Source organism: Halotia branconii CENA392 (assembly GCF_029953635.1).
Classification (GTDB): Bacteria; Cyanobacteriota; Cyanobacteriia; order Cyanobacteriales; family Nostocaceae; genus Halotia; species Halotia branconii.
On the sequence record NZ_CP124543.1, the window covers coordinates 1,053,709 to 1,079,372 of the forward strand.

Genomic DNA, 25,664 nt, shown 5'->3' on the forward strand with positions numbered 1-25,664 from the left:
GAAAATTAACTTGTAATTTGGATACGTAAATAGCAAATGAGCAAGTGATATTACGTAGCTAAAGAATTTGTTCCCTTTCTATAGTCAGGAAGAAAATGCCAAAAATACTGAATACAAAAGGCATTTTTTTGTAATATCATGTGCGCGTAATTAGTTATAATTCCCGCATCTGTGCATAAAGCATGAAACCCTCTTTCTCTCTGCTAAGAGCCTCCTGCCCCCTGCGGTCTTAATGACAAGTCTTTAACCAGACACGATATAATTCCTAGACTCAAAAGCGGGATATACTTAATCTTTTATACTGATGAATCTACCCTTCAGTAGAAATTTTAGCGTTGTTGTCTTGTTATCAGGTATCGGAATTTACAGTTTATTAATATCTTCAAAACAGGGAATAAATACAGTTTTCAAAAATCAAGATCTTTGTTTTAATGTACAAGAAAAAAAGTTCTCTAGTATTTCAGGAAATTTACTGTGTACAAACGCATATCACTGATAGTTAGTGTCATGTTATTAGGATGTTATGGTGTTACTATCCCCTCGGTAGCTCAAGCTCAGGTATTAGTAGCGCAAGCTAGAAATCCTGAGTTGAAGGAAATGTTAGAACAAGGACGCAGACTAGTAGATGGCGGTGACTATAATGGGGCGATCGCTATTTATCAACAAGCCGCTACCCTAGATCCTAAGAATGCCAAAATCTATTCTGGAATTGGCTACTTATACGCCCAACAAGGAAACTTCCAAGGGGCGCTAGCTTCTTATCGTCGTGCTATTGGGATTGACCCCAACAATAGCGATTTTTACTATGCTGTAGGTTATATCAAAGGTAATTTGGGCGATACACCTGGAGCCAAGGAAGCTTATCGTCGTTCCATACAGTTAAACCGCAATCATGTCAATGCCTATTTGGGACTGGGTATAACCCAGGCTCGAATGGGAGACTATGAAGCAGCTAACTGGGCTTATGAACAGGCAATTAGCATCGATAAGAACAATCCCCAAACTTACGAGTTTATGGCTTCAATGTATAAACAGCGACGACAAACAAAACAAGCAAATAGCGTTCTGCAAAAAGCTCGTGTCTTATACCAAAGGCAGAATGATTCGGATGGAATGGCCAGAGTTGATGCCATGTTGCGAGAATTAGGCGGATGAAAGTAATTCAATTAACGTCTTGTTAGTTTGACAAAAGCGAAATGTGGGTGTGAGGAGTAACCCAATTTTTCGTTTCTCAGCAATTCCAGAACCAACTCACAAATTTAACTACAGCTGTACTTATAGCTAAGAACCTTTATTGGTTATTCAGTTTGCGATCGCTCATCTGTTTATTCCCAGATACAGATCGATTTTCGCTCGTTTTGGCACTGCGATCGCATCAACATTATAGATGATTTGCCAAATATTGATATTCCAGTTATAGCAGTATCCGCAATTATTAGGACATAATTGTTTCAAAGGTTACTTTACCAGATGTACCTCATTCAAACGAGAAGCCCTAAATCTCATTCTTTAATTGATCGATGAGATACAATCTGCACTTCTCCAGAAGTATTGACATCTTAAATTTATTAAGCATTCGTATTGCATATTCTCAAAAAACGTTATAAATTATTAAGTTATAGGGGAATAAATCAATTTGTATATCAAGAACTAAATCCTGATTAAGTAAATCTACTGTTTGAGGTTTAAACTTCACAAAAATCTCAAACAGTAACGGAGATGCATTTTTGTTTGGTAAAGCACAGTTTTGGACTACAGAAACGAAACAACGAATCATCTAAAATTGTCAGAAACATCTAATAATTTGAGTTGAAAAAATAGCTAGCTACAATTCACTCAAAAGATTATTGATTAAAACCAAATTAACTGTTAATTAAGCTGCTTAAATTTTATCAGCTTAAGTTTTTTATTGCTAAAAAATTGTTTTTGTTGTGCTGAAAATAGCAGAAATAATTACTTAAAGCATATCCATCCACTACACATACCCACATTTAATGGAGTGATTCTGATAATGCACGTAAATGAATTACTAACAGAAGAAAATATAGAAGAACAAGCATGGAAAGCGCTAGAGCAATCAATTCTCTACTATCAAGGTCGTCCTATTGGAACTGTAGCAGCCTATGATGCATCTGTAGAGGCACTAAATTATGACCAATGCTTTATTAGAGATTTTGTGTCTTCAGCTTTAATTTTTTTGATTAAAGGTAGAACAGATATTGTTCGTAATTTTCTCGAAGAAACCTTAAAGTTACAGCCTAAAGAAAGACAATTAGATGCCTATAAACCTGGAAAAGGATTAATACCAGCTAGTTTCAAAGTTATATCGCTCAATGGTCAAGAATATTTAGAAGCAGATTTTGGTGAACACGCCATTGCCAGAGTTACACCTGTTGATTCTTGTTTATGGTGGATTATTTTATTGCGTGCTTATGTCATCGCTACCAAAGATTTTTCCATAGTATATAAACCTGAATTTCAAAACGGTATCAGGTTAATTATGGAAATCTGCTTAGCGAATCGTTTTGATATGTACCCAACGCTATTGGTTCCAGATGGCGCTTGTATGATTGACCGTCGCTTAGGTATCTATGGTCATCCTTTAGAAATTCAAGTTTTATTTTACACAGCATTACGCGCTGCGCGTGAAATGCTGATTTGTAATGGTAATCAAGATATTGTGGCAGCAATTGATAACCGCTTACCGCTATTATGCGCTCATATTCGTCAGCATTACTGGATAGATATTTATCGCCTCAATGCAATTTATCGCTTTAAGAGTGAAGAGTATGGCAAAACAGCAGTCAATCTGTTCAATATATATGTAGATTCCCTTCCTTATTACGAATTGGACAAATGGCTACCTCGAAAAGGTGGTTATTTAGCTGGGAATGTCGGACCATCTCAATTAGATACTCGCTTCTTTTCATTAGGTAACTTGATGGCTATTATTTCAGATTTGGCTACTGAAGAACAGTCGCAAGCGATTATGACTCTTATCGAAGAAAGATGGGATGATTTAGTGGGAGATATGCCCATGAAAATCTGTTTCCCAGCCTTGGAACATGAAGAGTATAGAATTGTCACAGGCTGTGACCCTAAAAATATACCCTGGTCTTATCATAATGCTGGCAGTTGGCCAGTTTTAATGTGGATGTTGGCAGCTGCATCTGTAAAAACTAATAAAACAGGTTTAGCCAGAAAAGCTATTGAAATTGCTCAAGCACGCCTCGGTGAAGATGAATGGCCAGAATATTACGATGGTAAGAAGGGAAGATTGATTGGTAAACAAGCGAGAAAATATCAAACTTGGACAATTACTGGGTATTTATTAGCAAAAGAACTAATAGCTAATCCTAGTTATTTACCATTAGTCAGTTTTGATGAATTACCTCCAGAAGCAATTTCTAGAGCTTGTGAATTTGAAATAGGCAGTGTAGATCCATACATGTCTTGATAATATAATTGGTATAAGTCCTGAGTTTAATTGTCCAAAACAAACAATATTTCAAAAGCCCTTTTGTAGCTGCATGGGGCTTTTTACATTTTCGTAACTGCTATCTTTGAAAAATTCAGAAATATATCATAAATGAAAATGAAATAAGTGAAAAAATTGAGTTATCCTGAGAGAATGGATGATGGAATATAGTGCTAAATTGAGTGCGGCAAAATGCTCAATTGCTCTATATTTCTTACCCAATCAACAAGTATTGAAGCAGAAGAGACAAACCAAAATATTATCTACTGCTAGAATCCAATTTAAATGGAGTATTTCTCACAATGGAAAGAGAGGAATTAGCAATATTTGATGATGTAGAGAAACAGGCATGGAAACTACTAGAAAAGTCAATTATTTACTATAAAGGTCGCCCTGTAGGAACTGTAGCTGCTTGTGATTGTTCAAAAGCAGCATTGAATTATGACCACTGTTTTGTCAGAGATTTTGTATCTTCAGCCTTGCTTTTTTTAATCAAAGGCAGATATGATATTGTCCGTAATTTTCTCGAAGAGACTTTAAAGTTACAACCTATAGAAAGTCAATTCAATGCTTATACACCGATTCAAGGTTTCATCCCAGCCAGCTTTAAAGTTGTATCAACAAACGAACAAGAATATTTAGAATCAGATTTTGGTGAACATGCGATCGCAAGAGTAACATCGGTTGATTCTTGTCTATGGTGGATTATTATATTACACGCTTATGTAAAAGCCACAAAAGATATCAGTTTTGCCTTGCAACCAGAATTTCAGCAAGGCATTATGTTAATTATGGAACTCTGCCTAGCAACTCGGTTTGATATGTACCCGACGCTGTTAGTTCCAGATGGAGCTTGTATGATTTTCCGTCGTATGGGTATTTATGGTTATCCTTTAGAAATTCAAGCTTTATTCTATACGGCATTGCGTGCTGCTCGTAAGCTTTTAATTTGTGCAGGCGATGAAGAAATTGTCATTGGTATTGATAACCGTTTACCTTTATTAAGAGATCATATTCGTCATCATTATTGGATAGATATGAAGCGATTGAATGTAATTTATCGCTTTAAGGGTGAAGAATATGGACACTTAGCCACCAATCAATTTAATATTTATCCAGATTCAATTCCCTATGCTAACTTGGCTATCTGGTTGCCAAAACACGGTGGTTATCTAGCAGGTAATGTTGGGCCATCACAGCTAGATACTCGTTTCTTCGCGCTGGGAAATATGATGTCGATTCTGTCTTCTCTAGCCAGTGAACAGCAATCGCAAGCAATTATGAATCTTATTGAAGAACAATGGGACGACTTAGTAGGGGAAATGCCGATGAAAATCTGTTTCCCCGCTGTAGAAAAAGAAGAGTATAGAATTTTTACAGGATGCGACCCCAAAAATATGCCTTGGTCGTACCATAATGGTGGTAGTTGGCCAGTTTTAATCTGGTCACTAATTGCTGCTGCTCAAAAAACAGGTAGAACAAATATTGGCAAGCGCGCTATTGAACTCGCTCAAACACGCCTTAGTGAAGATCACTGGCCAGAGTATTATGATGGTACAAGAGGATTGTTAATTGGTAAAGAAGCTAGGAGATGTCAAACCTGGACAATTACTGGGTTCTTATTAGCGAAAGAACTGATGCGAAACCCTCATCATTTAGAATTAATTAGTTTCGGGCAATTTGATTTAGAGAATGCTTCCCAAGCTTGCGAGTTGTAATTTAAAAGTTGTGGAAACTTATTTGTAGCATCTCGTAGAGAAGGGGCTACTCTTACGAGAACGCTTTTAGCGAACCCGCAGGTTAACCCAACAAATACTTGGGTTTTGCTTCCCTACGGTACGCTAAGCGAACGCTCAACCTGCACAACACAAAAATGGCGAAGGTATTGCTTAATAAAAATATTTATTAACAGTAAGTACTTGATTTTTCTAGTATACGCTCAGAATGTGCGATCGCTGTCAATTCTTTCTAATTACTTGCTACCTCTAGCCTGTTATCATTTTAACTAGGCTGCTTTTAACTTTCTTGCTAAAAGAATAATCAAATATATCAACATACTTGTTTGGAGTCTGTTATCGGAGATACTTTTGTGAATTTAGTTTTAACTAAATATTATTACAATAATGAATTGTTCGGCATTACACAAGAAGTACGTGTTTATTCCCAAGAAAAAGGCGCAAAGGGTAGAATTGTTTTAGAAGATATCATAAATATTTTGCTTACTGATATCACATATATCTCAAAACCTACCAATGCTAGCAGTGACAACAATATTCTAGTTATAACGAAAGAAAAAGTAGAAATAGCCCATATCAAGCCATCTATATATGAAGGTTTGCATCTTGCTGATGTAGAACAGCTTTGTGAATTTTATCATTTTTGTAATGACCTTGCAGATACTGAGGCTTACAAAAACTTGGGAGATTGGTTAAATTTTCAAGTTTGTTCTCTGATTCTTAAACGTTTAGCTCATTTAGGCAATTTAGTTAATAGTTTTTGTTTTGAAGAAGAATATTCTGCAAGGATAGCAAAGTTATTTGCAGACAAAGAAAAAGTAACAATTGTCGAATGGTTAACTAAAAACTATGGTTTGACCGTTCCTTGGATAATTACTATTTTGATTCAGAAAGTTAAAATCCTAATCCTTGGCGGATTTCAAGTCAATACTGAAGGAATTGCAAAGCCTCATCAAAATAATATCAATATTTATTCTCTTAATAGCTTTAAATTTATTGCTCAAGCGATAGAGTGGTTATTTTCTGGTAATGATAATTGGAATTGGTTACAAGAATCACTGAGTAATGATTTAGTCAAGAAAGCAGTTGATGAAGAACAGCAGCTAATAAAGTCTCTTCGAGAAGATGGTAAAAGTGATAATGAAATTATTAAAATAATTTGGATGGTAACTCCAACTTCTCATCTTGTTGAAAATAAAAATTATCAATACAAAATATTGAAAGCCTTCCTCGCAATGGTATAAGGGTGCAGAATGTTGTCTGAAGAAGAAGCAATTATTATACTAGAATCGAACAATATGAAGCCTAACATACGTCAATTAGGCAACCAGAAGAATTTGATCACAAAGTTAATTAATGGATATTCGTTTATCGTTACAGAAGACAAGTCACATTCTGGTTACTTGTGTGCATTTTTGAATCATCCAGAAAATGGAGTTTTAATTACCTGGAATGAAATTGATCGCCAGTCTTTATCTTTGGCAATAAAGAATGTACAAGCACTATTAAAAATCAAGTCTAAATCCAAATTGATTAATGACCGTCAATTTTTGATTATTGCTATTACACTTTTGAGTGTGTTGATAGGTACAGGTTATATTGTCGGGGCAACAGTAGTAAGTTATTGTAATATCCAGCGTCCAGAAATACCGTTGAAGAAACCTTAGTTGTAACAAATTTGCTACAAGTTAAGCGATCACATTTTTTAATAAATGTTTCTGCCAAAAGTTGATTTTTAAAAATGAAATACATCACTCTAGTCCCTAGCCCCTTTTTCTTACTGAAATCTATTGTACACAACAAAGAAGCGCTATAGATTAAAATATTTTCATGGCAAACTCCCGTCAAATAGCTTTTATCGTCTTGCGAGATGTTCATCAAGGCGCTTATGCTGATGTTGCTTTAGATAAAGCACTGCAAAAAACTAAGTTGCCTGATCTTGACCGTCGTTTGGTCACAGAATTAGTTTATGGTAGTGTCAGAAGACAGCGTACTCTTGATGCTCTAATCGACCAACTCGCCACTAAAAAATCTCACCAACAACCAAAAGACCTCCGCAGCATCTTACATTTAGGTTTATATCAACTGCGTTATCAAGAACGTATTCCTGCCTCGGCTGCTGTTAATACTACCGTCCAACTAGCTAAAGAAAATGGTTTTTCTGGACTCACAGGTTTTGTAAATGGTTTATTACGGCAGTACATTCGTCTTACAGACAAATCACCAAATCCTTTAGATTTGCCAGAAAACCCAGTAGAACGCTTGGGTATTTTATACAGCTTTCCGGATTGGATTGTTCAAGTGTGGTTGGAACAACTTGGGTTCGCTGAAACAGAAAAACTGTGTGAATGGATGAACCAAGCACCAACAATTGACTTGAGAGTTAATCTTCTACGTACTAACTTAGAAGTAGTTGAGGCAACTTTGCAATCTGCGGGGATTTTAGTCAGGCGTATTCCCCATTTACCCCAAGCTTTACGATTAATTAGTAGTACTGGATCAATTCCCAATCTACCTGGATTTAAAGAGGGTTGGTGGTCTGTACAAGATAGTAGCGCTCAATTAGTGAGTCATTTACTCGACCCTCAACCAGGGGAAGTGATCATTGATGCTTGTGCTGCCCCTGGAGGTAAAACAACCCACATAGCTGAATTAATCAAGGATGAAGGGAAAATTTGGGCGTGCGATCGCACTTCTTCACGTCTTCGCAAACTCCAACAAAATACTCAACGATTGAATTTACATGCAATTCAAATTTGTACTGGCGATAGCCGTAATTTACCACAATTTTATCATACAGGCGATCGCGTCTTACTAGATGCACCATGCTCTGGTTTAGGAACCCTACATCGTCATGCTGATGCCCGTTGGCGACAAACACCAGCGTCTGTTCAGGAACTGACGATTTTGCAAACAGAACTCATTACACATGTATCTAATTTTGTCAAACATAATGGTGTACTAGTTTATGCCACTTGTACATTACATCCAGCAGAAAATGAAGGTGTAATTTCCGCATTTTTAGCAAATAATCCTGATTGGCGAATTGAGCCTCCTAGTGCAAATTCCGCTAGCTACGGCTATTGCACACCACAAGGCTGGCTCAAGGTCTGGCCTCACCAGCAAGACATGGATGGCTTTTTTATGGTGCGCTTAAGAAAAACCAACAATTCCGAATGAATACTGTTTAGGATTGTACTATTTGGTGGAAGCTCCGAATCTACCACAGGAGGCAGCAATGGTTACTGATTCCAATGTAAAAAACTTAGTTAAAATCTTGATAGGAGCCGCCTGGATTGATGGCAGAATCCAGCCAGAAGAACGGCAATATCTGCGCGAAATAGCTCAAGCTAAAGGTTTGGCTACTGACCCAGAGATCAAACCTTGGCTGTACGAACTAGTTCCAGTGCAGCCAAAGAAATGCTATGCATGGGTGAAAGAATACTTAGGCGATCGCCCCAGCATGGAAGATTGCGAAAATCTCATTGAAGCCATCAGCGGCTTAATCTACAGTGATGGCGAAGTGGCGACCGAAGAAGCTAAACTGCTAACTCAATTACAAGGGTTAGCGCAGCTAAATGAGTCAAATCAATCGGCTTACAGGGGGTTGCTTAGACAAATTCAAAAACTTTACCGCCGTTGGGTTGAAGTTCAAAATTAAAATCATAGTCAATAGTCAAAATTTTATTGGACTTTTGACCGTTGACTATATGACTGCTTATGACTTCGGTTCACCCACACCCGGAGTTTCTTCTTTTTCAACTTTAGGTACAAAATCAGGGCGTTCTTTGCTTTCCCAACCAGCAGGACGTTTAGAGTTGTACCAAGCTATAGAACCAATAGTTACAGCTGCAATAAAGCCAACTACATACACCAAGGTAAAGGACACAGGAAAATGACCACCACCTGTTGCTACTGAATCCGCTGCTTGCATAAATAAATGTAAATGCATGAGTATATTCTCCTAATTTTGGCGCTCTACTTAAGACCCTATAGAAAGAGCGTACCACTTACATCCACCCCAAGTTTGAACCTTTTAATCTAACATAGGGAATATAAGAGGCAAATAATGTGATTGTAGCTTGATTTACGCTGTGCGGATTAGTGGTCAGTTGTCAGTGATGCACTGAGTTTCGACACTTCGACAGGCTACTTCGACTACGCCCTTCGGCTTGCTTCGACTGCGCCCTTCGGCTGCACTCAGGCTAAACTCAGCAACCAACGCTCAGGCTAAACTCAGTACAAGTCAGTGCAGCGCTGCGCGGCAATCGAGTTTCGACTACCGCTTGTCGAAGTGTTGTTATTCTTCTTGCTTCCCCTGCTTCCCCTGCTCCCCCTGCCTCCCTTGCTCCCCCTGCCTCCCCTGCTCCCCCTGCCTCCCCTGCTTCCCCTGCTCCCTGGTTACTGAGCGCAGTCGAAGTATGCCCCCTTCCCCTCTGCCTCTTCGGAGATCGCCATCAAGCAGCCACCGTCTTTGTACCAGAAATTGATATGCTAAAAGCCGAGACTACTTAAACTTTGCTAAAAATGTCTGCGCCTACACTTAGTCCCACAATCACCGCCTTTCCCTTGACGGCCGTGGTCGGTCAAGAAGCGATTAAATTAGCCTTGCTGTTAGCAGCGGTCGATCCAGGTTTGGGAGGAGTAGCGATCGCAGGTCGTCGTGGTACGGCAAAATCAGTCATGGCTCGTGCTATCCACGCCTTACTACCACCCATTGAAGTTGTTCAAGGCTCTATCAGCAACTGCGACCCTACACATCCAGCAGAATGGGATGATTATCTGTTGGCGAAGTATGCAGATCAAGATATTCAAAATATACCCACTGATATTATCCCCTCACCTTTTGTGCAAATTCCTCTGGGAGTGACAGAAGACCGACTTTTGGGTTCTGTGGATGTGGAAAAATCGGTACAACAAGGTGATACTATTTTTCAGCCTGGGTTACTCGCTACAGCTAACCAAGGCGTTTTGTATGTAGATGAAATTAATTTATTAGACGATCAAATATCAAACCAACTCTTAACAGTATTATCTGAAGGACGCAACCAAATCGAAAGGGAAGGAATTAGTTTTCAGCATCCTTGTAAATCTCTATTCATTGCCACTTATAACCCTGAAGAAGGGGCTTTGCGCGAACATTTATTAGATAGAATTGCGATCTCTCTTTCTGCTGATGGTGTGCTGGGCTTAGATCAAAGAGTAACAGCAGTTGAACAAGCGATCGCTTATTCCACTTCTCCCCAAGCTTTTCTGCAACAATATGACGAAGACTTAGATGCTTTAAAAACTCAAATTATCCTAGCGCGGGAATGGTTAAAAGAAGTCACCATCACCCATGAACAAATCGCCTACTTAGTAGATGAGGCAGTTCGCGGTGGAGTTCAAGGACACCGCGCTGAGTTATTTGCCGTGCGAGTTGCCAAAGCGGCTGCGGCTTTGGAGGGACGAACAGCAGTGAACGCTGAAGATTTGCGTCGTGCTGTGGAATTGGTGATTGTACCACGAGCAACAATTGTCCAGACACCGCCACCAGAACAACCGCCACCGCCACCACCTCCCCCACCGGAAAATCAAGACCAGTCAGAAGAGGAGGAAGAAGAGCAAGAAGAGCAAGAAGAACCAGAAGAACCAGAACAGCAAGAACCCCCCAGTATTCCCGAAGAATTTATTTTTGATCCTGAAGGGGTAATTCTTGATGACAGCGTGCTTTATTTTGCTCAGATGGCAAAACGACAAGGTAAATCTGGGAACCGTAGCATCATCTTATCTGAAGACCGGGGACGTTATATTAAGCCGATGTTGCCTAAAGGGAAAGTGCGAAGAATTGCAGTAGATGCTACCCTCAGAGCCGCTGCTCCTTATCAAAAAGCCCGACGGCAAAGACACCCAGGTAGAAACGTAATTGTTGAGTCAGGTGATATTCGCTCGAAGCGCTTGGTACGTAAAGCCGGAGCGTTAGTAGTATTTGTAGTAGATGCTTCTGGCTCAATGGCTCTCAATCGAATGCAGTCAGCGAAAGGTGCGGTGATGCAACTTTTAACGGAAGCTTATCAAAACCGCGACCAAGTAGCGTTGATTCCCTTCCGGGGAGAACAGGCAGATGTGTTGTTGCCCCCCACACGCTCTATTGCCTTAGCACGTAATCGCTTAGAAAGATTGCCCTGTGGCGGTGGTTCGCCCTTAGCACACGGTTTAACCCAAGCTGTACGCGTCGGCTTAAATGCCCAAATGAGTGGGGATATTGGACAAGTCGTGATTGTAGCAATCACTGACGGACGGGGTAACATTCCCTTAGCACGTTCTTTAGGTGAACAGTTAGAACCAGGAGAAAAGCCAGATATCAAAGCAGAATTACTAGAAATTGCTGCCAGAATCAGAGCTTTGGGGATGCAACTGTTAGTAATTGATACAGAAAGTAAATTTGTTTCTACTGGCTTTGCCAAAGAATTATCACAAACAGCGGGAGGCAAGTATTATCATTTACCAAAAGCGAGCGATAAAACTATTGCCGCCATGACAAGAGGTGCGATCGCTGATTTAAAATCTCGTTAGTTCATTTTACTATTTAATATTTATGGTTCAGTCTTCTAATCAACGCCTGATACCGTTTCACTTTAAAGTTGATACATTTGGGCAAGCAGGGGAAGCAGGGGAAGCACAGGAGGCAGGGGGAGTAAGAAAAGTAATTTGTATCAATAATTTCGTGAAATGGTATAATCTTATAAATCAACCTCTGATTACACATAATTGTGTATACACGAAAACTTTGAATCTTTGACTTTTAGCTCAGTGCTGATCAATTTTAAGGACTGGTTGCCACTGTTTGAGGCTGTAAATAACACATTAAATCATTAATACCCTTTTGCAGATATCGTGTTACCGTCATCGGACTAGTGCCAATATTTTTAGCAGCATCCTTGCGAGAAAGTTCCTTTAAAAATACCATTTCAACTGCCATGCGGGGCTTTTCTTCTAACATACTAATTGCCCCTTGGAGTTGTTGCCGTTCTTCTTCTTGGAGCTGGAGAGCAAGAGAGCGCGGACAAGGAAGTGCCTCACCCAAGGTAATTTGGCAATCAACATAGTGAGCTGCGGTAGCATCTAAACTCAAAGGCATACGATTTTGCGCCGCTAGCTTCGTTTCTTGCCATTCTTGCACAGATACACGCAGTATTTGGGCGATTTCTACATCCTTGGGAGGACGACCTAAAGACACTGATAATTCTTTGCGGATTCTTTGACCTTCATTGTACAATTCTTGCCAACGACGGGGGATTTTTAATAGCGTACTGCGATCGCGTAAAAAGTGCAGCATCTCGCCTCGAATGTATGGCACAGCGAAGGAACTAAAAGCATATCCTTGGCTGGGGTCGAAACGTTCGATTGCTCTAATTAAACCAAAATAACCAATTTGTTCTAAATCTTCATAAGGTTCATTACATTGATGGCTAAATTTATGAGCCATCTTTCGGACTAATCCAGTATGTAACTGTACGAGTTTATTACGAAGTTTAATAGAGGGATTTTGGTGATATAAGTGTAATAACTCTATACCATCAATTCGCACAGAGGACTCACTTGTTGCCATATCAATTCCTTTGTTGTAACTCCTTTTCTTAAAAGAATGGAGCTGCGTATATTTCCTTCAAATCTGTAATTATTTTCCTTAGTAGAGCCAGATTAAACCATCGTCGTTTCACTGAAATTGTGGGGGGGTTCTACTTTGCCATTCAGTAATTACACGCATGATTTCCCTAGTTATCTGTTGCAGATTATTGTGAATTTTTTGATAATAACTAATTGCAAATAATGTTTATCTTTTGCAACGAAATCTAGCTATTTATGCGTAAAAATGCCTGACTTACCCAACAGCCATCTGTCATATTTACCAAAACACAGATTGGTGTTGAACTAAAGCAATCTGACCTTAAGAGTTAACGGATAGGGTATTTTTGTAGGTTTATCATTTTTTACAAGTTTTCCTCAACCCTTTAGTCGGCTATTTGGCGCTAAAGCGGTTTTCAAAAACCCTAGAACTACATCATGAAGAAAATGGAAACTTTGGAAACCTAATGGAAACTTAGAAACATCTAATTGACATGCAAGTTTGCTGGGTGTCACACTTCTCCTAAATAGAAGGGTGAACCATGAAAATCACCAAACATCGACAAAAAATTCTCGACGCACTAGAGAGATGGTTTCGCATTCATCAACAAGGGCCAACTTTGAATGAGTTGTGTCAAGAACTCGGAAAGCCACCAAGCCAAAAAGCCACAGTTCAGAAGTGGTTGCAGACTATGCGCGATATTGATGTGCAATGGGAGGATCACAGTCCTCGGAGTCTCCGCCTCCTGCGATCTAAATCGGAGACACCATCTTTACAAATATCTGTGACAGACACTCTGCGGTATTTAGCCACTGGTATGGTGCAGTGGGAAACACTTGAGCTAGAAAAACGAAGTCATGTACCAGAAGCCCTTCGCATTGGAATGTCCCGTATGTACTTGACTTCTTTACTACAAAAAGAACAAGCTCCAGAGAACTTACCAGAATTTTTTAATTGGGCGGAAACATCAGTTATTTCCTGGAAACCAGCCCAAGAAATTAAATATCTTTCACCAGATGTCAAGGTTATAGAAGACGGCGTAGTTTCCGATTTTGCTAGAGAATGGCAAGTTTCGGGTAATGATGTGGTGGCGCAGGTACAAGAATCAGTATTGAAAGATGTACTGGAATACTGTCGGGGAAATCAGCTAGGAGATGCTTATCGCGCTTTTCGACTACTAATTATTCCTAAACCTACTCTTCATTACTCAGAATATCGGCAACAACTACGTTTACCCGAACTCAGACCACTGCGGGAGTTGTTGTCACGGTTAGAAATTTATGTCGATATGGATAAGTTGGCAGAGGATAGCATCTATCATCTGTGTCCGCGCTGCAAGTATGTTCAACGCCAACGCCCGGATGGTACTTACACCTGTCGTAATCCTTGGTGTGAAAGACTTTGTGCAATTAGCAACCTTCAACCATTACCACCTATTCCTAAAGAAAAAGCAGCGGATTGGAAAGCTGTTACTCCTGGCGTACATTTGTACGGTACGCTGCCAGGAATTTGGGAAATTCAACTTAAAGAAGAACTGACAAAATTGGGTTTGCATATTACTCTCTGGCCTTTTATCGATGAATTTGACTTACTCGTAGAGTTCCCGCGCAAAGTTCGCTGGGCAATTGATCTTAAAGATTGGTCATCTTTAGACGAGGAACGTTTGCGAAAAGTGCAGTATCGGCGTGACGCAACGGAAACCTTTGTAGTTTTTCCAGATGAGCGCGAAGAAATATTACGGATAAAGGTTGTACGCAAACAACTAGAGCCTGAACTGGAGGGTGTGCGTTTGTGCCTATTTAGTGAAATCATCACTGAGGCTCAAGCAATTTTAGAGAAGAAAAAATAATGCGTGACACTATTAGCTGGCGCAAGGGTCTGTGTAAAAAACTCCGCAACTCGGATGAATTACAACAATATGTAGTATCTAGTCTAGTTAACGCAGATACAAAGGTACAGCAGCGAGAACTTAAGCGTCTTGCCCAACTCGTTGCTGATGTGGAATTAGGATTAACTTTACTTCAGGAAATAGCACCAGGAGAACCCGCAACTTCTGTGGAAGCTTTGCTAAAAGGATATCGATTTCCAGTACAACAACTACAAAGCGATCGCAACTGGCAGCTTATCCAAAACGCCCGTTTCTAACTGATTCAACGCAAAGGTAGGCAATGGCTACGAGTGCTTCAAGAGTACATTAGTCTACCTGAAATTATTAGAATCTATAGTTTGGAAGATCCAAGGAATATTCCTCAAATTATTCCATCTAGTATCTATCCAAATCGTTTAGAGGAAATATATCTCCTAACTTTATTAACAACACCACAGCATAAACAACGAAAAGTCAAATTAGCAACTGAGGGATTGTGGTATGCAAAGATTTCTCAAAAAGGTAATTCTCCAGTTGAAGTTCCGATTGATATTAATCAAGAAGTTGCTAATATTGCCACTCAATCTTTAGTTTCCCTTCATCGCACACGCACTCAGCAAAACCCATCGTCTAGCGTCACCCGTGAAGAATTAATATTAGCTGCTCAAGAAATGGACGAGAAATTATCTTAGTTTGGGCAACAAGAAAATTATCGTCACCGCTTAGAAAACATTCTCTTTCAGATATATGATGCTGAGTCTGATAATTTTCATCAAGGCGATCAGTTAAATTTTGTAGAACTAATCCACATAGTTGGGCTTTTGAATGTGGGCAAGTCTACCTTGTTGGAAATTATAATTTATCTCTTAGCTAAACAGGGATATCGCTGTGGGTTGATGGTCAATGATGTCGCTACAGCAGTGCGCCTTGCTTCTTTGTTTTGTCACAAGTTAAAAATTCCTGCTGCACCAGTGTTGGGTAGTAAACGCCAAGAACAACTGACAAAAGTCTATGAACCAATTCTTAAAAGTGACGGTAAGGAAGTTATCAAGGGAGGAATGCACCCTGGATGGCGTTGGTTTAGTCCAGTTTGCCCACTTTTAGCTTTAGTGAAATCAGAAGATCAATGGGAATTTGGTAATGAACCTTGTCACAAGCTCTATCAAAAAGTTTCTATAGCGGGAAATGATGATGATGATGACTGGCAAGAAAGTGATGAAAAATATACTTGTCCTTTTTATTACAAATGTCCACGTCACCATTTAGAACACGACATTGCTACAGCCTTAGTCTGGATTTTCACTCCTGCTAGTTTCATTCATACTCGTGTACCCCGCCAAGGATTTGAACAAGACTTAACTTTTGCTGAGGCGGTTTATCGAGAATGTAAATTTCTATTTGTTGACGAAGCTGATCGCGTGCAGATTCAGTTTGATGAAGAGTTTGCTCCTGATGAAGTCTTAGTCGATGCTTCGGGAAACTCATTTTTAAATAAGCTCGGATTGAATATTGCGACGATTTACAATTCTGATCGCGGTGATATGGCAGGCGATCGCTTTGTTGCTTGGACAAGCGCACATTACCACACTCAAAATGCAACTAACCGCATCTATCACTTACTTCTTACCCACTCTAAACTGGTTGAATGGTTGGGGCCACTTCCTTTTACAGGTCGTTCTCTATTTGCTCGGATTATCCGTGACCTCGTTGATCCTCCCAACATTACTGTTTCACCGAAACCAAAGCTAACTCGCCAACAACTTATGGAAGAACGGCGTAAACGCATCATTGAAGCAGACTTGGCTCCCACAGAACAACGTCGCCGCCGCAAACAAATGATGGACGAATTAGACGGATTTTTGCAATATCCGCTCAATCGCCGTCGTGGTGGTGAACTCTCAGATTTGGCATTGACAATCTTAATAGCGGAAAATGACCGTCAAGCATTAACTGAAATTGCTCCTTGGTGTGAAAGATGGCTGGAAACTCACAATATTTCCCTACCAGATGAAGCTCAATTTGAAGAACTAATCCGAAATCTCCAATTTGCGATTTTAGTTACTGTACTCGACAACCGACTTGGTTTTTTGGTTGATAATCTGAGCGACCTTGGTCGAGTAATGAACCTACACGACTTGAATCAAGACCTCTTGCATCGTCCACCGCGCGACTTTCTCCCCGTTTTACCAGAATCGCCAGTAGGAAATATTCTAGGCTTTTTATATAAGCAAGAACGTAGCAATAAAAAAGCTGGGAAGTTGGACTATTTTCGCTATGTAGGTGTAGGCCATGCAATACTCTTAAATTTCCCAAAACTGTTCGCAGTTGATGGCTGGGAAGGTCCGCATACTGTTCTGATATCAGGTACTAGCTACGCTCCTGGTTCGCCAGCCTATCACATCAACATAAAACCTACCGTGTTGCTGCAACCCAGAACTGGTGAGGCTGGTATAGCTGAGAGTCAATTTTTCTTTAGTCCTAAACAGAATCGAGAAGCGAACTATATTGCTTTATCAGGATTACTACCTACAAAACGCAAACTTGCTGCTAAAGAAATGGTTGAGGCTATGTGCCACTCAGTAAGAGGTGCAGAGAATTTTCTTGATCGGGTATTTCAGGATTTACAAGAGCGAAAACAACAGCAACCCCAATGGTGGAACGATCGCGATCGCATCTTGATTGTTGTGGGTAGCTACGAGGAATCGGAGTGGGTAGCGTCTATCTTACAATCGCGCTACCGATTCAACGTAAATATTAACGATGACGGTATCGCCACCCTCCGCCGTGACAATGCTCCCGCTCATCTTCATGGTATTCCTCGGAGTGAAATTCGGAATTTACAACATTTATCCACTCAAATTGTAGTTGCTCCTTTGATGGCTCTAGAACGGGGTCACAATATCTTGAATGCTCAACGTAAAGCCGCATTCGGTGCAGTTCTGTTCCTCAACAGACCCATGCCAATACCTGATAACTGGCAATCTACCGTTCAGCAACTCAACGCTTGGGCGCTGAAGCACGAAAAAGACTCTAATCTGTACGAAGAAGCTCAATCAATGTTGGGAAACCTAACTCTGACTCAGGTTGCAGATATCTTCTATCAGAATGCTGCTGCCGAGATGGTCAACTTAAACTACACAGCATGGTCTTTCAAACAACTAACAAAAGACGAGCGATCAGTACTTTGCTGGACTCAGTTAGTGAGTATCTGGCAGATCATCGGGCGTTTGGTGCGTGGTGGTGTACCAGCAGTAGTCCATTTTCTAGATGTGAAATTTGCCCCAAATTCAGCTATTGGCGAACAAGACAGCGAAATCACTTCACTTTTAGTTGCCATTATCAAGGTGCTGGAACCTTGTATCGAAAGTGAGGATGTGTTGGCGCGATCGCTTTATGGCACTTTTTTGAATGCACTTCAACAAATGCAACAAAGAAACTTAAACTATGACTAAAATTATTCGTCCTGGTGCTTGGGAACTTACTGCAACAAATCCAAAATGCGAACTGTCTGCAATCTATGTTCCTACTGCGTGGCGACAAGTTGCCAACAACCTTGCTCAACAGCGTGCCAGATTCAAAAGTCAAGGTTATAGAGCCGTACCAGTTTATTCTCTTGACCCTTTGATAGTTGGTAGCTTTCCTCAAATTATCAAAACTATGCGTAATGGCTGGCAGAGAGGCAATATACCTTGGTTGTTAGCCACAGAAACTACAGACCTTTCTGACTTGGGTAACTATATCAAAGATTGGTTGATTGAAGAATTTAGTTCTTTAAAAGATGTTGAGTCACAGCTTGCAAATCTGAATAATGATGATTGGCACTGGGAAGAGCCAAAAATCTATGATTTACTTCATCCTCAAGATCAAGCCGAAACAAGCAACCTTTACCAAGCTATTCCAGATTACCTTGCCAAGGAGTTTCTTCAAAACCCAACAGTTTCCTTTGGTGTTGATGAGCAATACCAACTGACATTTTACCGAGTAGTCAGCCTTCAAGGTGCGGAGTTGATGTCATGGCCTCCTAGTGAAATTACGGTGACTAAAGGAAAGGAAACAATAGAAACAGCTTATATCTCGTTTGTCATTAGTTTTGTATTACAAACAGTTCCCTGGCGCGAAAAACCTATCATTTATAATCATTTATCAATTCGACGCTGGCTGACTCAACCTCTGAAATATGTACCGTACCCAGGTGTAAAAGCTCATGTCGGTGATAACCGTCGGTGGTTAGATGGTCAACGCCAATCTTTTTGCTTTATTCCACTGATGATCAACCGTTATGGAAAGAAAGTGAAATGGTCTCAAGCTATTAGCAATCTTTTTTCTTTTAATGACTCTCAACTTCCTGACGCAAATAATTTCGTTTCTAACCCAAACTATAACTGGTCAGGTGTCAACACAATTCCTAGTGGTATCCAAGCTGCGATCGCCTACACTTCTAAATTAGGTGAACCACCCTGCTTGGGTGGTATTAGTCCACAGGATTTGGCTAGTTTAGATCGAGCTATTGAAGCACGTCTTTCTGTTCAAAGAGTGGGTGAGGCTGAAAGGGTGATAGGTAACGTTTTTATTTTCTGGCCTTCAGAGAAACCCAAAAATAAAATTGTGCCTTTGCTTGCTGACAAAGATAACCAATCTCCCAAGCCTAAAAAAGCCAAGAAATCTGAAGACCCAAATCATTCAGCGACTCCAATGCTGCGACCCAAACTAGCAGCACCAGCAGTATTTCGTAATGTGGAAAATCCCATTCATACTATACTTATTTTGTGGGAAACTCCACAATGTCGTGATGCACTGATTGATGAGATTTGCAAGTTACTATATTTATCACCTACAAATGTAGGCAATATTTATGAAGGTGTATACGGTTCTTTGTGCATCAAAACTCAACACGTTGGCGACCTCACACAAGACCTAGAAATTAAAGCTTTTTCTGAAACGAAGAAAACTTATCAACAGCAACGTCCTAATTTATTAACAGAAAGAACTAATAAGATTACTGCATTTTTACCTCAAACTAAAGAGCTAAGTGGAGCCTTAATTGAAATCAGACCGAAACCTTATATATCCGAGGCTGACCCTAAAATTGCTTGGCGAATTGGGGCAGTAAAAGCAGGCTATCTAAATCAACACATACACCGACTAACTACTATAAAAGACCCGAATAAGCTAAAAAAGTCTGGTTTGGAACCAGTGAAACGAGCAGTATCAGACTTACTCAGACAATTTGGAATATTACCTGATACTCCTTTGATTGATTCTAAAAAAGATGGCATTGATATTGATGTCTGGTTAACGTGCTTTTATGTTCTACGCCGTACCCGCAAAACCAATGCTGAAAACATTCCCAAAACTGTTGTTTTGATGATTAGAGTTAATCCACTTACAGCAAAAGTAGAGTTAACAACACCTGACTTATTTAATAAACAAGGTTGGGTATCCTATCCTGTCGGACTCGCACACCTTTCTGATGAAGACTGGGATTCTAACTCTTATGATGAAAATAATGAAGAACTTGATGAGGAACAAAAGCGCAAGGAGCAAACAAAAGAACAAAGATTAATCAATAAATTTGTTGCTGAATGTTTGCAAGATTGTTTAAATACTCCAATTACTGATGAAAAATCCCCGCATGTGCTATTCATGGCAGAAGCACAAAATGCCCGCAAAATGCTGAACTGGTTACAAAACCAAAATCTAGTAACTAATGACCCACTACAAGCACTAAAACAGCACCTTTCACAAGAAGAAATAAATCGCCTCTGGGTTGTGCGCTTACGAGTTGCAGATAATGGAGAAGTTCCAGTTGCTATTGTTAAAGATTCTCCTGGTAGTCGAACCAGCGGTGTTTATCGATGGCAGAATGTGTGTGATGATGTAGAGCGATCGCTCTTCTTGAGTGTTAGAAAACCTTTAAATACTGAAAAGCACATATTACGCACATGGCAGTCTCGTCTTGACAATGGCAATAGGCAAGCTGGAAGAGCCAGAATCTTAGAAATAGCCTTGATTCATCACCCAGAAATCAAGGGTGACAAGCTAGCTTATTTTGTCCACTCTCTCAGGAGTCGTTGGCCTTATTTTGCTAATGATGTTGCTCTGCCTTTACCTTTTCGCTTTGCAATTAAGGCTAAAGAGTATGCTGTCAGTGCTAAAGATCCTGTGGAATCCTCTGAGACTGACGATTCTAATTTTTAACCACAAAGCCGCCCTTCAGATTTGGCAAAGATATTAAATTCTTGGCTGTTCACCGCAAAGATTGGTAACAATAGAAATAAGCAGAACGTTTTCCTAAAAACAGTTTTTCAATATGAGCAATACCAGTAATTTTCGTGAAGCTATCCGTGAGGCTAAAACTCAAGCCCTCGTTGGCCCAAATGTAATTGCTAATGCCTTACCCTATGTCGGTGGAGGTCTTGTACTAACTGCATTGGGAACCTATGGTGGTTTGGGAGTTATCCGTACCAACCCCGAAATATTCTTCCCCACATTCATTGGTGCAGTGATTGTGGAGTTAATTTTGTTCTTTGTTGCCCAAAACGTCGCCCGAAAAGGTAATAAAGGGGTTGCCCTGCCGCTGCTAGCAACCTATAGCCTGTTATCTGGATAATACCCTCAGTGGTTTAGTATTTGTTGCCTTGAGAACTCAAGGTGTGGGCATTCAAGGCATTGGTTTAGCTGCCCTTGGTTGTGGCGTTACCTTTATTGCTGCCCGTCAAATTGGTTCAAATCTCTCTGAACAAGATGGGATGGCTTTGTCAAAAACCGTCTCTTTGGGCGTTATTGCCTTGGTAGTAGTTTGTCTCGCGCAATTTGGGTTTGCCATGTTTGGTGTTTATACACCAAATTGGTTAGAAATTGCTATCTCCGGCTTAGGGGTGTTTCTGTTTGTTGGGGTTTCTGTTGTTGATTTTTACATCTTGCCCCGTACTTACCGCGATGACGAGTACCTACCTGCGGCTTTGTCGATGTACCTCACCTATATCAACTTGTTCATCTTTATTTTGCGGTTGCTAATTGCCATCAATGGCCGTGATTAATCAACCATAAACACTTGCGTAGGGAACAACAATGTTGTTCCCTAACAAAGGACTGTATTTTATCTAACTACGAAAAGCGATCGCCTCCGCTACGCTACCATTCCATCTTCATCAATCCGCAAACAGAAGAAGCAAAAGCCGTCTGCGAAGTCTGCCGTAAATATGTTTGGAGAAAAGAAGAAGTTATGTGTATTTTATCCATAAGAAAACCGCTGTAAATGCTATTAGAAATTAGATAGGAGATCAACTACAATACTACGAACCATTGAAGGAATCTATAAAAACGGTAAAATCGAACTAGCTGAAACGCCAAAAGGCATAATAGAAAGCAGAGTATTTGTGACTTTCTTAGAAACAAAATCTACAACTTGGCCAGCAACAATTATGCAACATCAAGGTGTAGTAGAAAGTATTATTTTTGAATCCTACCGAAACGAACTGTTACCACCTAACGAAATCGAATTGTAATCATGGGTTACTTACTCGATACCTGTGTAGTTAGTGATTTTGTCAAAGGAGAAGAAAACACTCTCAAGCTTTTAAAGTCTACTACTCCTACTGATATTTTTATTTCCTCCTTAACAGTAATGGAGGTAAAGTACGGATTAGCAATAAATCCTCAACGTGCCTTGAAAATTCAATCATTGATTACAGTATTATTAGACTCGATTACAGTTTTACCTTTTGGAGTGAAAGAAGCTGAACAAGCTGCCCAAATTAGAAGTATTCTGAAAACAGCAGGTACTCCTATCGGTTCTTATGATGTATTAATCGCAGCAACAGCAATAACTCACAATCATATTGTTGTAACATCAAATGTTAGAGAATTTCAAAGAGTACCTAGCTTAACAATAGAAAATTGGCGTTCTTCTTAAAAGTAATGATGCGATCGCCCAGAAGAAAACAATGTCAGTCAATGAAAGGCAATTGCTATTACTAAGCACTTCTAAGCGCCACAATCGGATCGAGTTTAGCAGCGCGACGGGCGGGAACGACACCAAAGAATAAACCAATACCACCAGAAACACCAACTGCTGTTGCGATCGCTATAGGAGAAATTCCTGCTTCTAGGGGTGTTACGGCTGCTACTAACAAAATGCCACTAACACCAACTGCTGTTCCCAGTAAGCCACCCACAGCGGAGACAATCACAGCTTCAATGATGAATTGTAATAAAATATCTTGTTCAGTTGCCCCGATCGCTTTTCTCAGTCCAATTTCTTGGGTGCGTTCAGTCACAGAGACAAGCATAATATTCATGATGCCAATACCACCGACAAACAACGATATTCCGGCGATCGCTGCTAGCATAATTGTCAATGCACCTGTGATTTGACCAACTGTTTGCAAAGCATCTTTTTGAGAGCGAATAGTAAAGTCATCTTCACCATTAATTTTGTGCCGTAGACGCAACAAATTAGCAATTTGAAACTCTGCTGCATCTACGCTCTCTGAATCACGAGCCGCAGCGACAAGGTAATCTAAGGCAATACCATAAGGAGAATTTTTTCCTACCAGTCGGTTAGCTGAAGTCGTGATTGGTATGATGGCAGCATCATCATAATCTGCGCCGACGCTAGAACCTTTGGCTACTAATGTGCCAATTACTTGAAAGCTAGTATTTCCAACTCGTAATTGCTGACCGATAGCGTTAGTACTACCAAATAGTTTTTCTGCCAAGTCTCCACCTAGCACAATGACTTGGTTACTTCGCTTGATGTCTACCTCCGAGAAAAACCTGCCTTTAGCAGTTTCAAAATCCCGCACCGATAAGAAACTGGGAGTTGTGCCAATAATATTAACATCGGTATTTCTGTTGCGATATGCAACTACTTGTCTTCTATTTAACTCTGGCGCAACTCCCATTACTGTTGGTACTTGAGAGGCGATCGCTTCGGCATCTTGCAATACTAAAGTTTTTGGTACTTCAAAAGAAATTCGCTGAGTTTCTTGATTACCTGGCAGTATAAACAGCACGTTTGGCCCTAAGGATTCTAGCTGGTTAGATACGTATTTTTGTCCTCCTTCACCGATACCAATCATGGCAATCACCGAAGCGTTACCAATAACTATACCCAGCATCGTCAGGGCGCTACGCAACTTATTCGACAGCAGGGTTTTCCCCGCCATTTGTACACTTTCTACAAGATTCATCTCTTAAAAATTACGAATTATTTTGTTCTTTAGCCTTTTGGAATTTGTAATCTTGAGGCGGGTTGATAAACACGCGATCGCCTGGTTTAACTCCCTCTAAAATCTGAGTTTGGTCTTCGATTTGTGACCCGATGGTGACTTCGCGGAACTGGGGTTGATTTTTTTCATTTGGGACGAGTACGCCAGTTTGGCCTTTTTCAGTCACAATGGCGACAGTGGGCAAGACTAAAGCATCGTTAACGCGATCGCCTAAAAAAGTCAAATCCACATTTAAGCCAGAACGCAATTTATCTGTACCACTATCTAAAGCAACCCGCACTTGAAAGGATGTCACGCCTTGTTCTACTACTGCTTCTGGTGCTATCAGGCGGACATGACCTTTAAAAACTTGATCGGGATAGGCATCAGCAATAATTTCTACCTCCTGTCCCTGCTTAATTCTACCTATATCAGCTTCTGGGACTTGAGCAAGGACTTCTAAACCGCGGGCTACAGCCACAATTGAGCTAGAAGTTGCCGATGCACTAGTAGAAGCCGAGGTTGTGGGTGTAACAAATGAGCCAATATTGGCATATTTCTGTGTGACAATTCCATTGAAAGGAGCGCGGATAATAGTATCTTCCAACCTCACTTGAGCTGCTGCAAGTTGCGCTTGGGCAGCTTTCACTGCTGCTTGACGTTGGGCAATTTCTTCAGGACGACTACCATTTTCTAACAAAACCAGTGCTGCTTGTGCTTCAGTCACAGCTGCTTCTCTTGCAGCTATTTCTTCATTCCGAGTCCCACTTTCTAACAGTGATAATCGTTTTTGTGCTTCTTCTAAACTAGCTTTGGCTCTACTATCTTCACTAATATACTGATCTAACTGATCTTGAGAAGTCGCTCCTTGCCTTGTTAATTCCCGATATCGATTTACCCGTACTTGTGTAAGATTAACTTGGGCTTTTGCTGATTCTACTTGCGCTCTTGCTTGGGCAATTTCTTGAGAACGATTCCCAGCTTGGGCTTGGGATAACTGAGCTTGGGCTTGGGCTAAACGCGCCCTTGCTTGAGCAATTTCTTGGGGACGACTGCCGGCTTGAGCTTCGGCTAACTGGGCTTGAGCTTGGGCTAAGTTAGCTTTATATTGCTGGATTTGGGCTTGAATATCACCTATATCCATTTTGGCAATAATTTGTCCTTGCTGGACGCGATCGCCTTGTTCCACATATAACTGTGCCAGCACACCAGGGTTTTTAGGACTAATATTCACACTTTGAACTGGCACTACCTTACCACTAGCAGAAATCCGCAAAGTAACATTTTTAGCTTCTACAGGTACAGTTAATTCAGTAATATCTTGTTGGCTTGCTCCCCTATTTAATAATGTATAAGTTGTTGGTACAGCAACCACCAAAGAACCCGTTGCTATCAACCCAATTAACCAACGTCGCGGATACTTAAGTTTGCCAATAAAGGGAATTTCTATATGCGTAATCATAAATACTAGCCTACGGTTGTTGCTGTGCTAACGCTTAAGTAGCGTTTAGTGGGATGGCAAGTGGGAAAATGTAAAAAGCTGGTGGACTAAAAATTTATCAATAAATCAACGAAAGTTAGTTGAATCCTTGCTCAACGCTCCCTTATGTTAGCCTTTAGCACTTCCGTATGGCTTCACCTGATTGGGTGACTTTATTCATAAATCAATACTTCCAAAGTAAAAGTAATTACTTTGAACTTGAGAAAGATGAAGAGGCAATTACAACTTTATTTTTGATTACTTTGTGAGTTTCAGCTCCCC

17 protein-coding genes and 2 pseudogenes are annotated in these 25,664 nt (G+C 40.3%); 15 read left to right on the forward strand and 4 right to left on the reverse strand.

Annotated elements, in window-relative coordinates:
- Nucleotides 1-474 precede the first annotated feature (474 nt).
- The 7 genes from QI031_RS04750 (at nt 475) to QI031_RS04780 (ending at nt 8,875) form a co-directional block, all read left to right on the forward strand.
- On the forward strand, nt 475-1,155 hold the full coding sequence (locus QI031_RS04750) for a tetratricopeptide repeat protein (protein ID WP_281484063.1): 681 nt from the start codon (nt 475-477) through the stop codon (nt 1,153-1,155).
- Between the two features lie 856 nt (nt 1,156-2,011).
- Nucleotides 2,012-3,457: a glycoside hydrolase 100 family protein gene (locus tag QI031_RS04755; RefSeq protein ID WP_281484064.1), complete on the forward strand. Its 1,446-nt coding sequence runs from the start codon at nt 2,012-2,014 to the stop codon at nt 3,455-3,457.
- Between the two features lie 323 nt (nt 3,458-3,780).
- The gene (locus tag QI031_RS04760; RefSeq protein WP_281484065.1) at nt 3,781-5,196 is read left to right on the forward strand and encodes a glycoside hydrolase 100 family protein; all 1,416 of its coding nucleotides are present in this window, start codon (nt 3,781-3,783) and stop codon (nt 5,194-5,196) included.
- A gap of 371 nt (nt 5,197-5,567) precedes the next feature.
- Nucleotides 5,568-6,458, forward strand: a complete 891-nt coding sequence (locus QI031_RS04765; protein WP_281484066.1) for a hypothetical protein — start codon at nt 5,568-5,570, stop codon at nt 6,456-6,458.
- A gap of 9 nt (nt 6,459-6,467) precedes the next feature.
- Complete coding sequence (locus QI031_RS04770; protein WP_281484067.1) at nt 6,468-6,881, forward strand: hypothetical protein; 414 nt, start codon at nt 6,468-6,470, stop codon at nt 6,879-6,881.
- Nucleotides 6,882-7,044: 163 nt separating this feature from the next.
- On the forward strand, nt 7,045-8,394 hold the full coding sequence (locus QI031_RS04775; protein ID WP_281484068.1) for a 16S rRNA (cytosine(967)-C(5))-methyltransferase: 1,350 nt from the start codon (nt 7,045-7,047) through the stop codon (nt 8,392-8,394).
- Between the two features lie 58 nt (nt 8,395-8,452).
- Complete coding sequence (locus tag QI031_RS04780) at nt 8,453-8,875, forward strand: tellurite resistance TerB family protein (protein WP_281485931.1); 423 nt, start codon at nt 8,453-8,455, stop codon at nt 8,873-8,875.
- A gap of 57 nt (nt 8,876-8,932) precedes the next feature.
- Here QI031_RS04780 and psb35 read toward each other — a convergent pair whose 3' ends face one another.
- Nucleotides 8,933-9,166 (reverse strand): photosystem II assembly protein Psb35, encoded by a 234-nt coding sequence (psb35, locus tag QI031_RS04785; protein ID WP_281484069.1) that lies wholly within the window; start codon nt 9,164-9,166, stop codon nt 8,933-8,935.
- A gap of 575 nt (nt 9,167-9,741) precedes the next feature.
- On the opposite strand from psb35, the gene bchD reads away from it, so the two are divergent.
- Entirely contained in the window at nt 9,742-11,769 is a 2,028-nt protein-coding gene (bchD, locus tag QI031_RS04790) for a magnesium chelatase ATPase subunit D (RefSeq protein WP_281484070.1), read from the forward strand.
- 250 nt (nt 11,770-12,019) lie between these two features.
- On the opposite strand, the gene QI031_RS04795 is transcribed toward bchD, so the two are convergent.
- Nucleotides 12,020-12,805, reverse strand: a complete 786-nt coding sequence (locus QI031_RS04795) for an RNA polymerase sigma factor SigF (RefSeq protein WP_281484071.1) — start codon at nt 12,803-12,805, stop codon at nt 12,020-12,022.
- A gap of 559 nt (nt 12,806-13,364) precedes the next feature.
- Here QI031_RS04795 and QI031_RS04800 point away from each other — a divergent pair.
- The 7 genes and pseudogenes from QI031_RS04800 (at nt 13,365) to QI031_RS04830 (ending at nt 22,605) form a co-directional block, all read left to right on the forward strand.
- Complete coding sequence (locus tag QI031_RS04800; RefSeq protein WP_281484072.1) at nt 13,365-14,672, forward strand: restriction endonuclease-related protein; 1,308 nt, start codon at nt 13,365-13,367, stop codon at nt 14,670-14,672.
- A pseudogene (locus QI031_RS04805) lies at nt 14,672-15,382 on the forward strand (pPIWI_RE_Z domain-containing protein). The gene QI031_RS04800 and the pseudogene QI031_RS04805 overlap by 1 nt, the downstream one beginning before the upstream one ends.
- Nucleotides 15,383-15,517: 135 nt before the next feature.
- On the forward strand, nt 15,518-18,142 hold the full coding sequence (locus tag QI031_RS04810) for a hypothetical protein (protein ID WP_281484073.1): 2,625 nt from the start codon (nt 15,518-15,520) through the stop codon (nt 18,140-18,142).
- The gene (locus QI031_RS04815) at nt 18,135-20,888 is read left to right on the forward strand and encodes a pPIWI_RE module domain-containing protein (protein ID WP_281484074.1); all 2,754 of its coding nucleotides are present in this window, start codon (nt 18,135-18,137) and stop codon (nt 20,886-20,888) included. Before QI031_RS04810 ends, QI031_RS04815 begins: the two co-directional genes overlap by 8 nt.
- A 112-nt stretch (nt 20,889-21,000) precedes the next feature.
- Nucleotides 21,001-21,730: pseudogene (locus tag QI031_RS04820) on the forward strand (Bax inhibitor-1/YccA family protein).
- 339 nt (nt 21,731-22,069) lie between these two features.
- Complete coding sequence (locus QI031_RS31690; protein ID WP_425526007.1) at nt 22,070-22,198, forward strand: hypothetical protein; 129 nt, start codon at nt 22,070-22,072, stop codon at nt 22,196-22,198.
- A gap of 2 nt (nt 22,199-22,200) precedes the next feature.
- Nucleotides 22,201-22,605, forward strand: a complete 405-nt coding sequence (locus QI031_RS04830) for a type II toxin-antitoxin system VapC family toxin (RefSeq protein WP_281484075.1) — start codon at nt 22,201-22,203, stop codon at nt 22,603-22,605.
- A 61-nt stretch (nt 22,606-22,666) separates the two neighbouring features.
- On the opposite strand, the gene QI031_RS04835 is transcribed toward QI031_RS04830, so the two are convergent.
- Together QI031_RS04835 and QI031_RS04840 are read right to left on the reverse strand one after the other, a co-directional pair.
- A complete protein-coding gene (locus QI031_RS04835) occupies nt 22,667-23,884 on the reverse strand; it encodes an ABC transporter permease (RefSeq protein ID WP_281484076.1) in 1,218 nt (405 codons plus the stop codon).
- A 10-nt stretch (nt 23,885-23,894) separates the two neighbouring features.
- Complete coding sequence (locus tag QI031_RS04840; protein ID WP_281484077.1) at nt 23,895-25,364, reverse strand: efflux RND transporter periplasmic adaptor subunit; 1,470 nt, start codon at nt 25,362-25,364, stop codon at nt 23,895-23,897.
- Nucleotides 25,365-25,664: the final 300 nt, after the last annotated feature.

Coding starts and splice junctions, on each gene's coding strand:
- QI031_RS04780 (WP_281485931.1), top strand. CDS start 8,453: ATGGTTACTGATTCCAATGTAAAAAACTTAGTTAAAATCTTGATAGGA.
- QI031_RS04795 (WP_281484071.1), bottom strand. CDS start 12,805: ATGGCAACAAGTGAGTCCTCTGTGCGAATTGATGGTATAGAGTTATTA.
- bchD (WP_281484070.1), top strand. CDS start 9,742: ATGTCTGCGCCTACACTTAGTCCCACAATCACCGCCTTTCCCTTGACG.
- QI031_RS04840 (WP_281484077.1), bottom strand. CDS start 25,364: ATGATTACGCATATAGAAATTCCCTTTATTGGCAAACTTAAGTATCCG.
- QI031_RS04815 (WP_281484074.1), top strand. CDS start 18,135: ATGACTAAAATTATTCGTCCTGGTGCTTGGGAACTTACTGCAACAAAT.
- QI031_RS04770 (WP_281484067.1), top strand. CDS start 6,468: ATGTTGTCTGAAGAAGAAGCAATTATTATACTAGAATCGAACAATATG.
- QI031_RS04800 (WP_281484072.1), top strand. CDS start 13,365: ATGAAAATCACCAAACATCGACAAAAAATTCTCGACGCACTAGAGAGA.
- psb35 (WP_281484069.1), bottom strand. CDS start 9,166: ATGCATTTACATTTATTTATGCAAGCAGCGGATTCAGTAGCAACAGGT.
- QI031_RS04760 (WP_281484065.1), top strand. CDS start 3,781: ATGGAAAGAGAGGAATTAGCAATATTTGATGATGTAGAGAAACAGGCA.
- QI031_RS04775 (WP_281484068.1), top strand. CDS start 7,045: ATGGCAAACTCCCGTCAAATAGCTTTTATCGTCTTGCGAGATGTTCAT.
- QI031_RS04830 (WP_281484075.1), top strand. CDS start 22,201: ATGGGTTACTTACTCGATACCTGTGTAGTTAGTGATTTTGTCAAAGGA.
- QI031_RS04835 (WP_281484076.1), bottom strand. CDS start 23,884: ATGAATCTTGTAGAAAGTGTACAAATGGCGGGGAAAACCCTGCTGTCG.
- QI031_RS04755 (WP_281484064.1), top strand. CDS start 2,012: ATGCACGTAAATGAATTACTAACAGAAGAAAATATAGAAGAACAAGCA.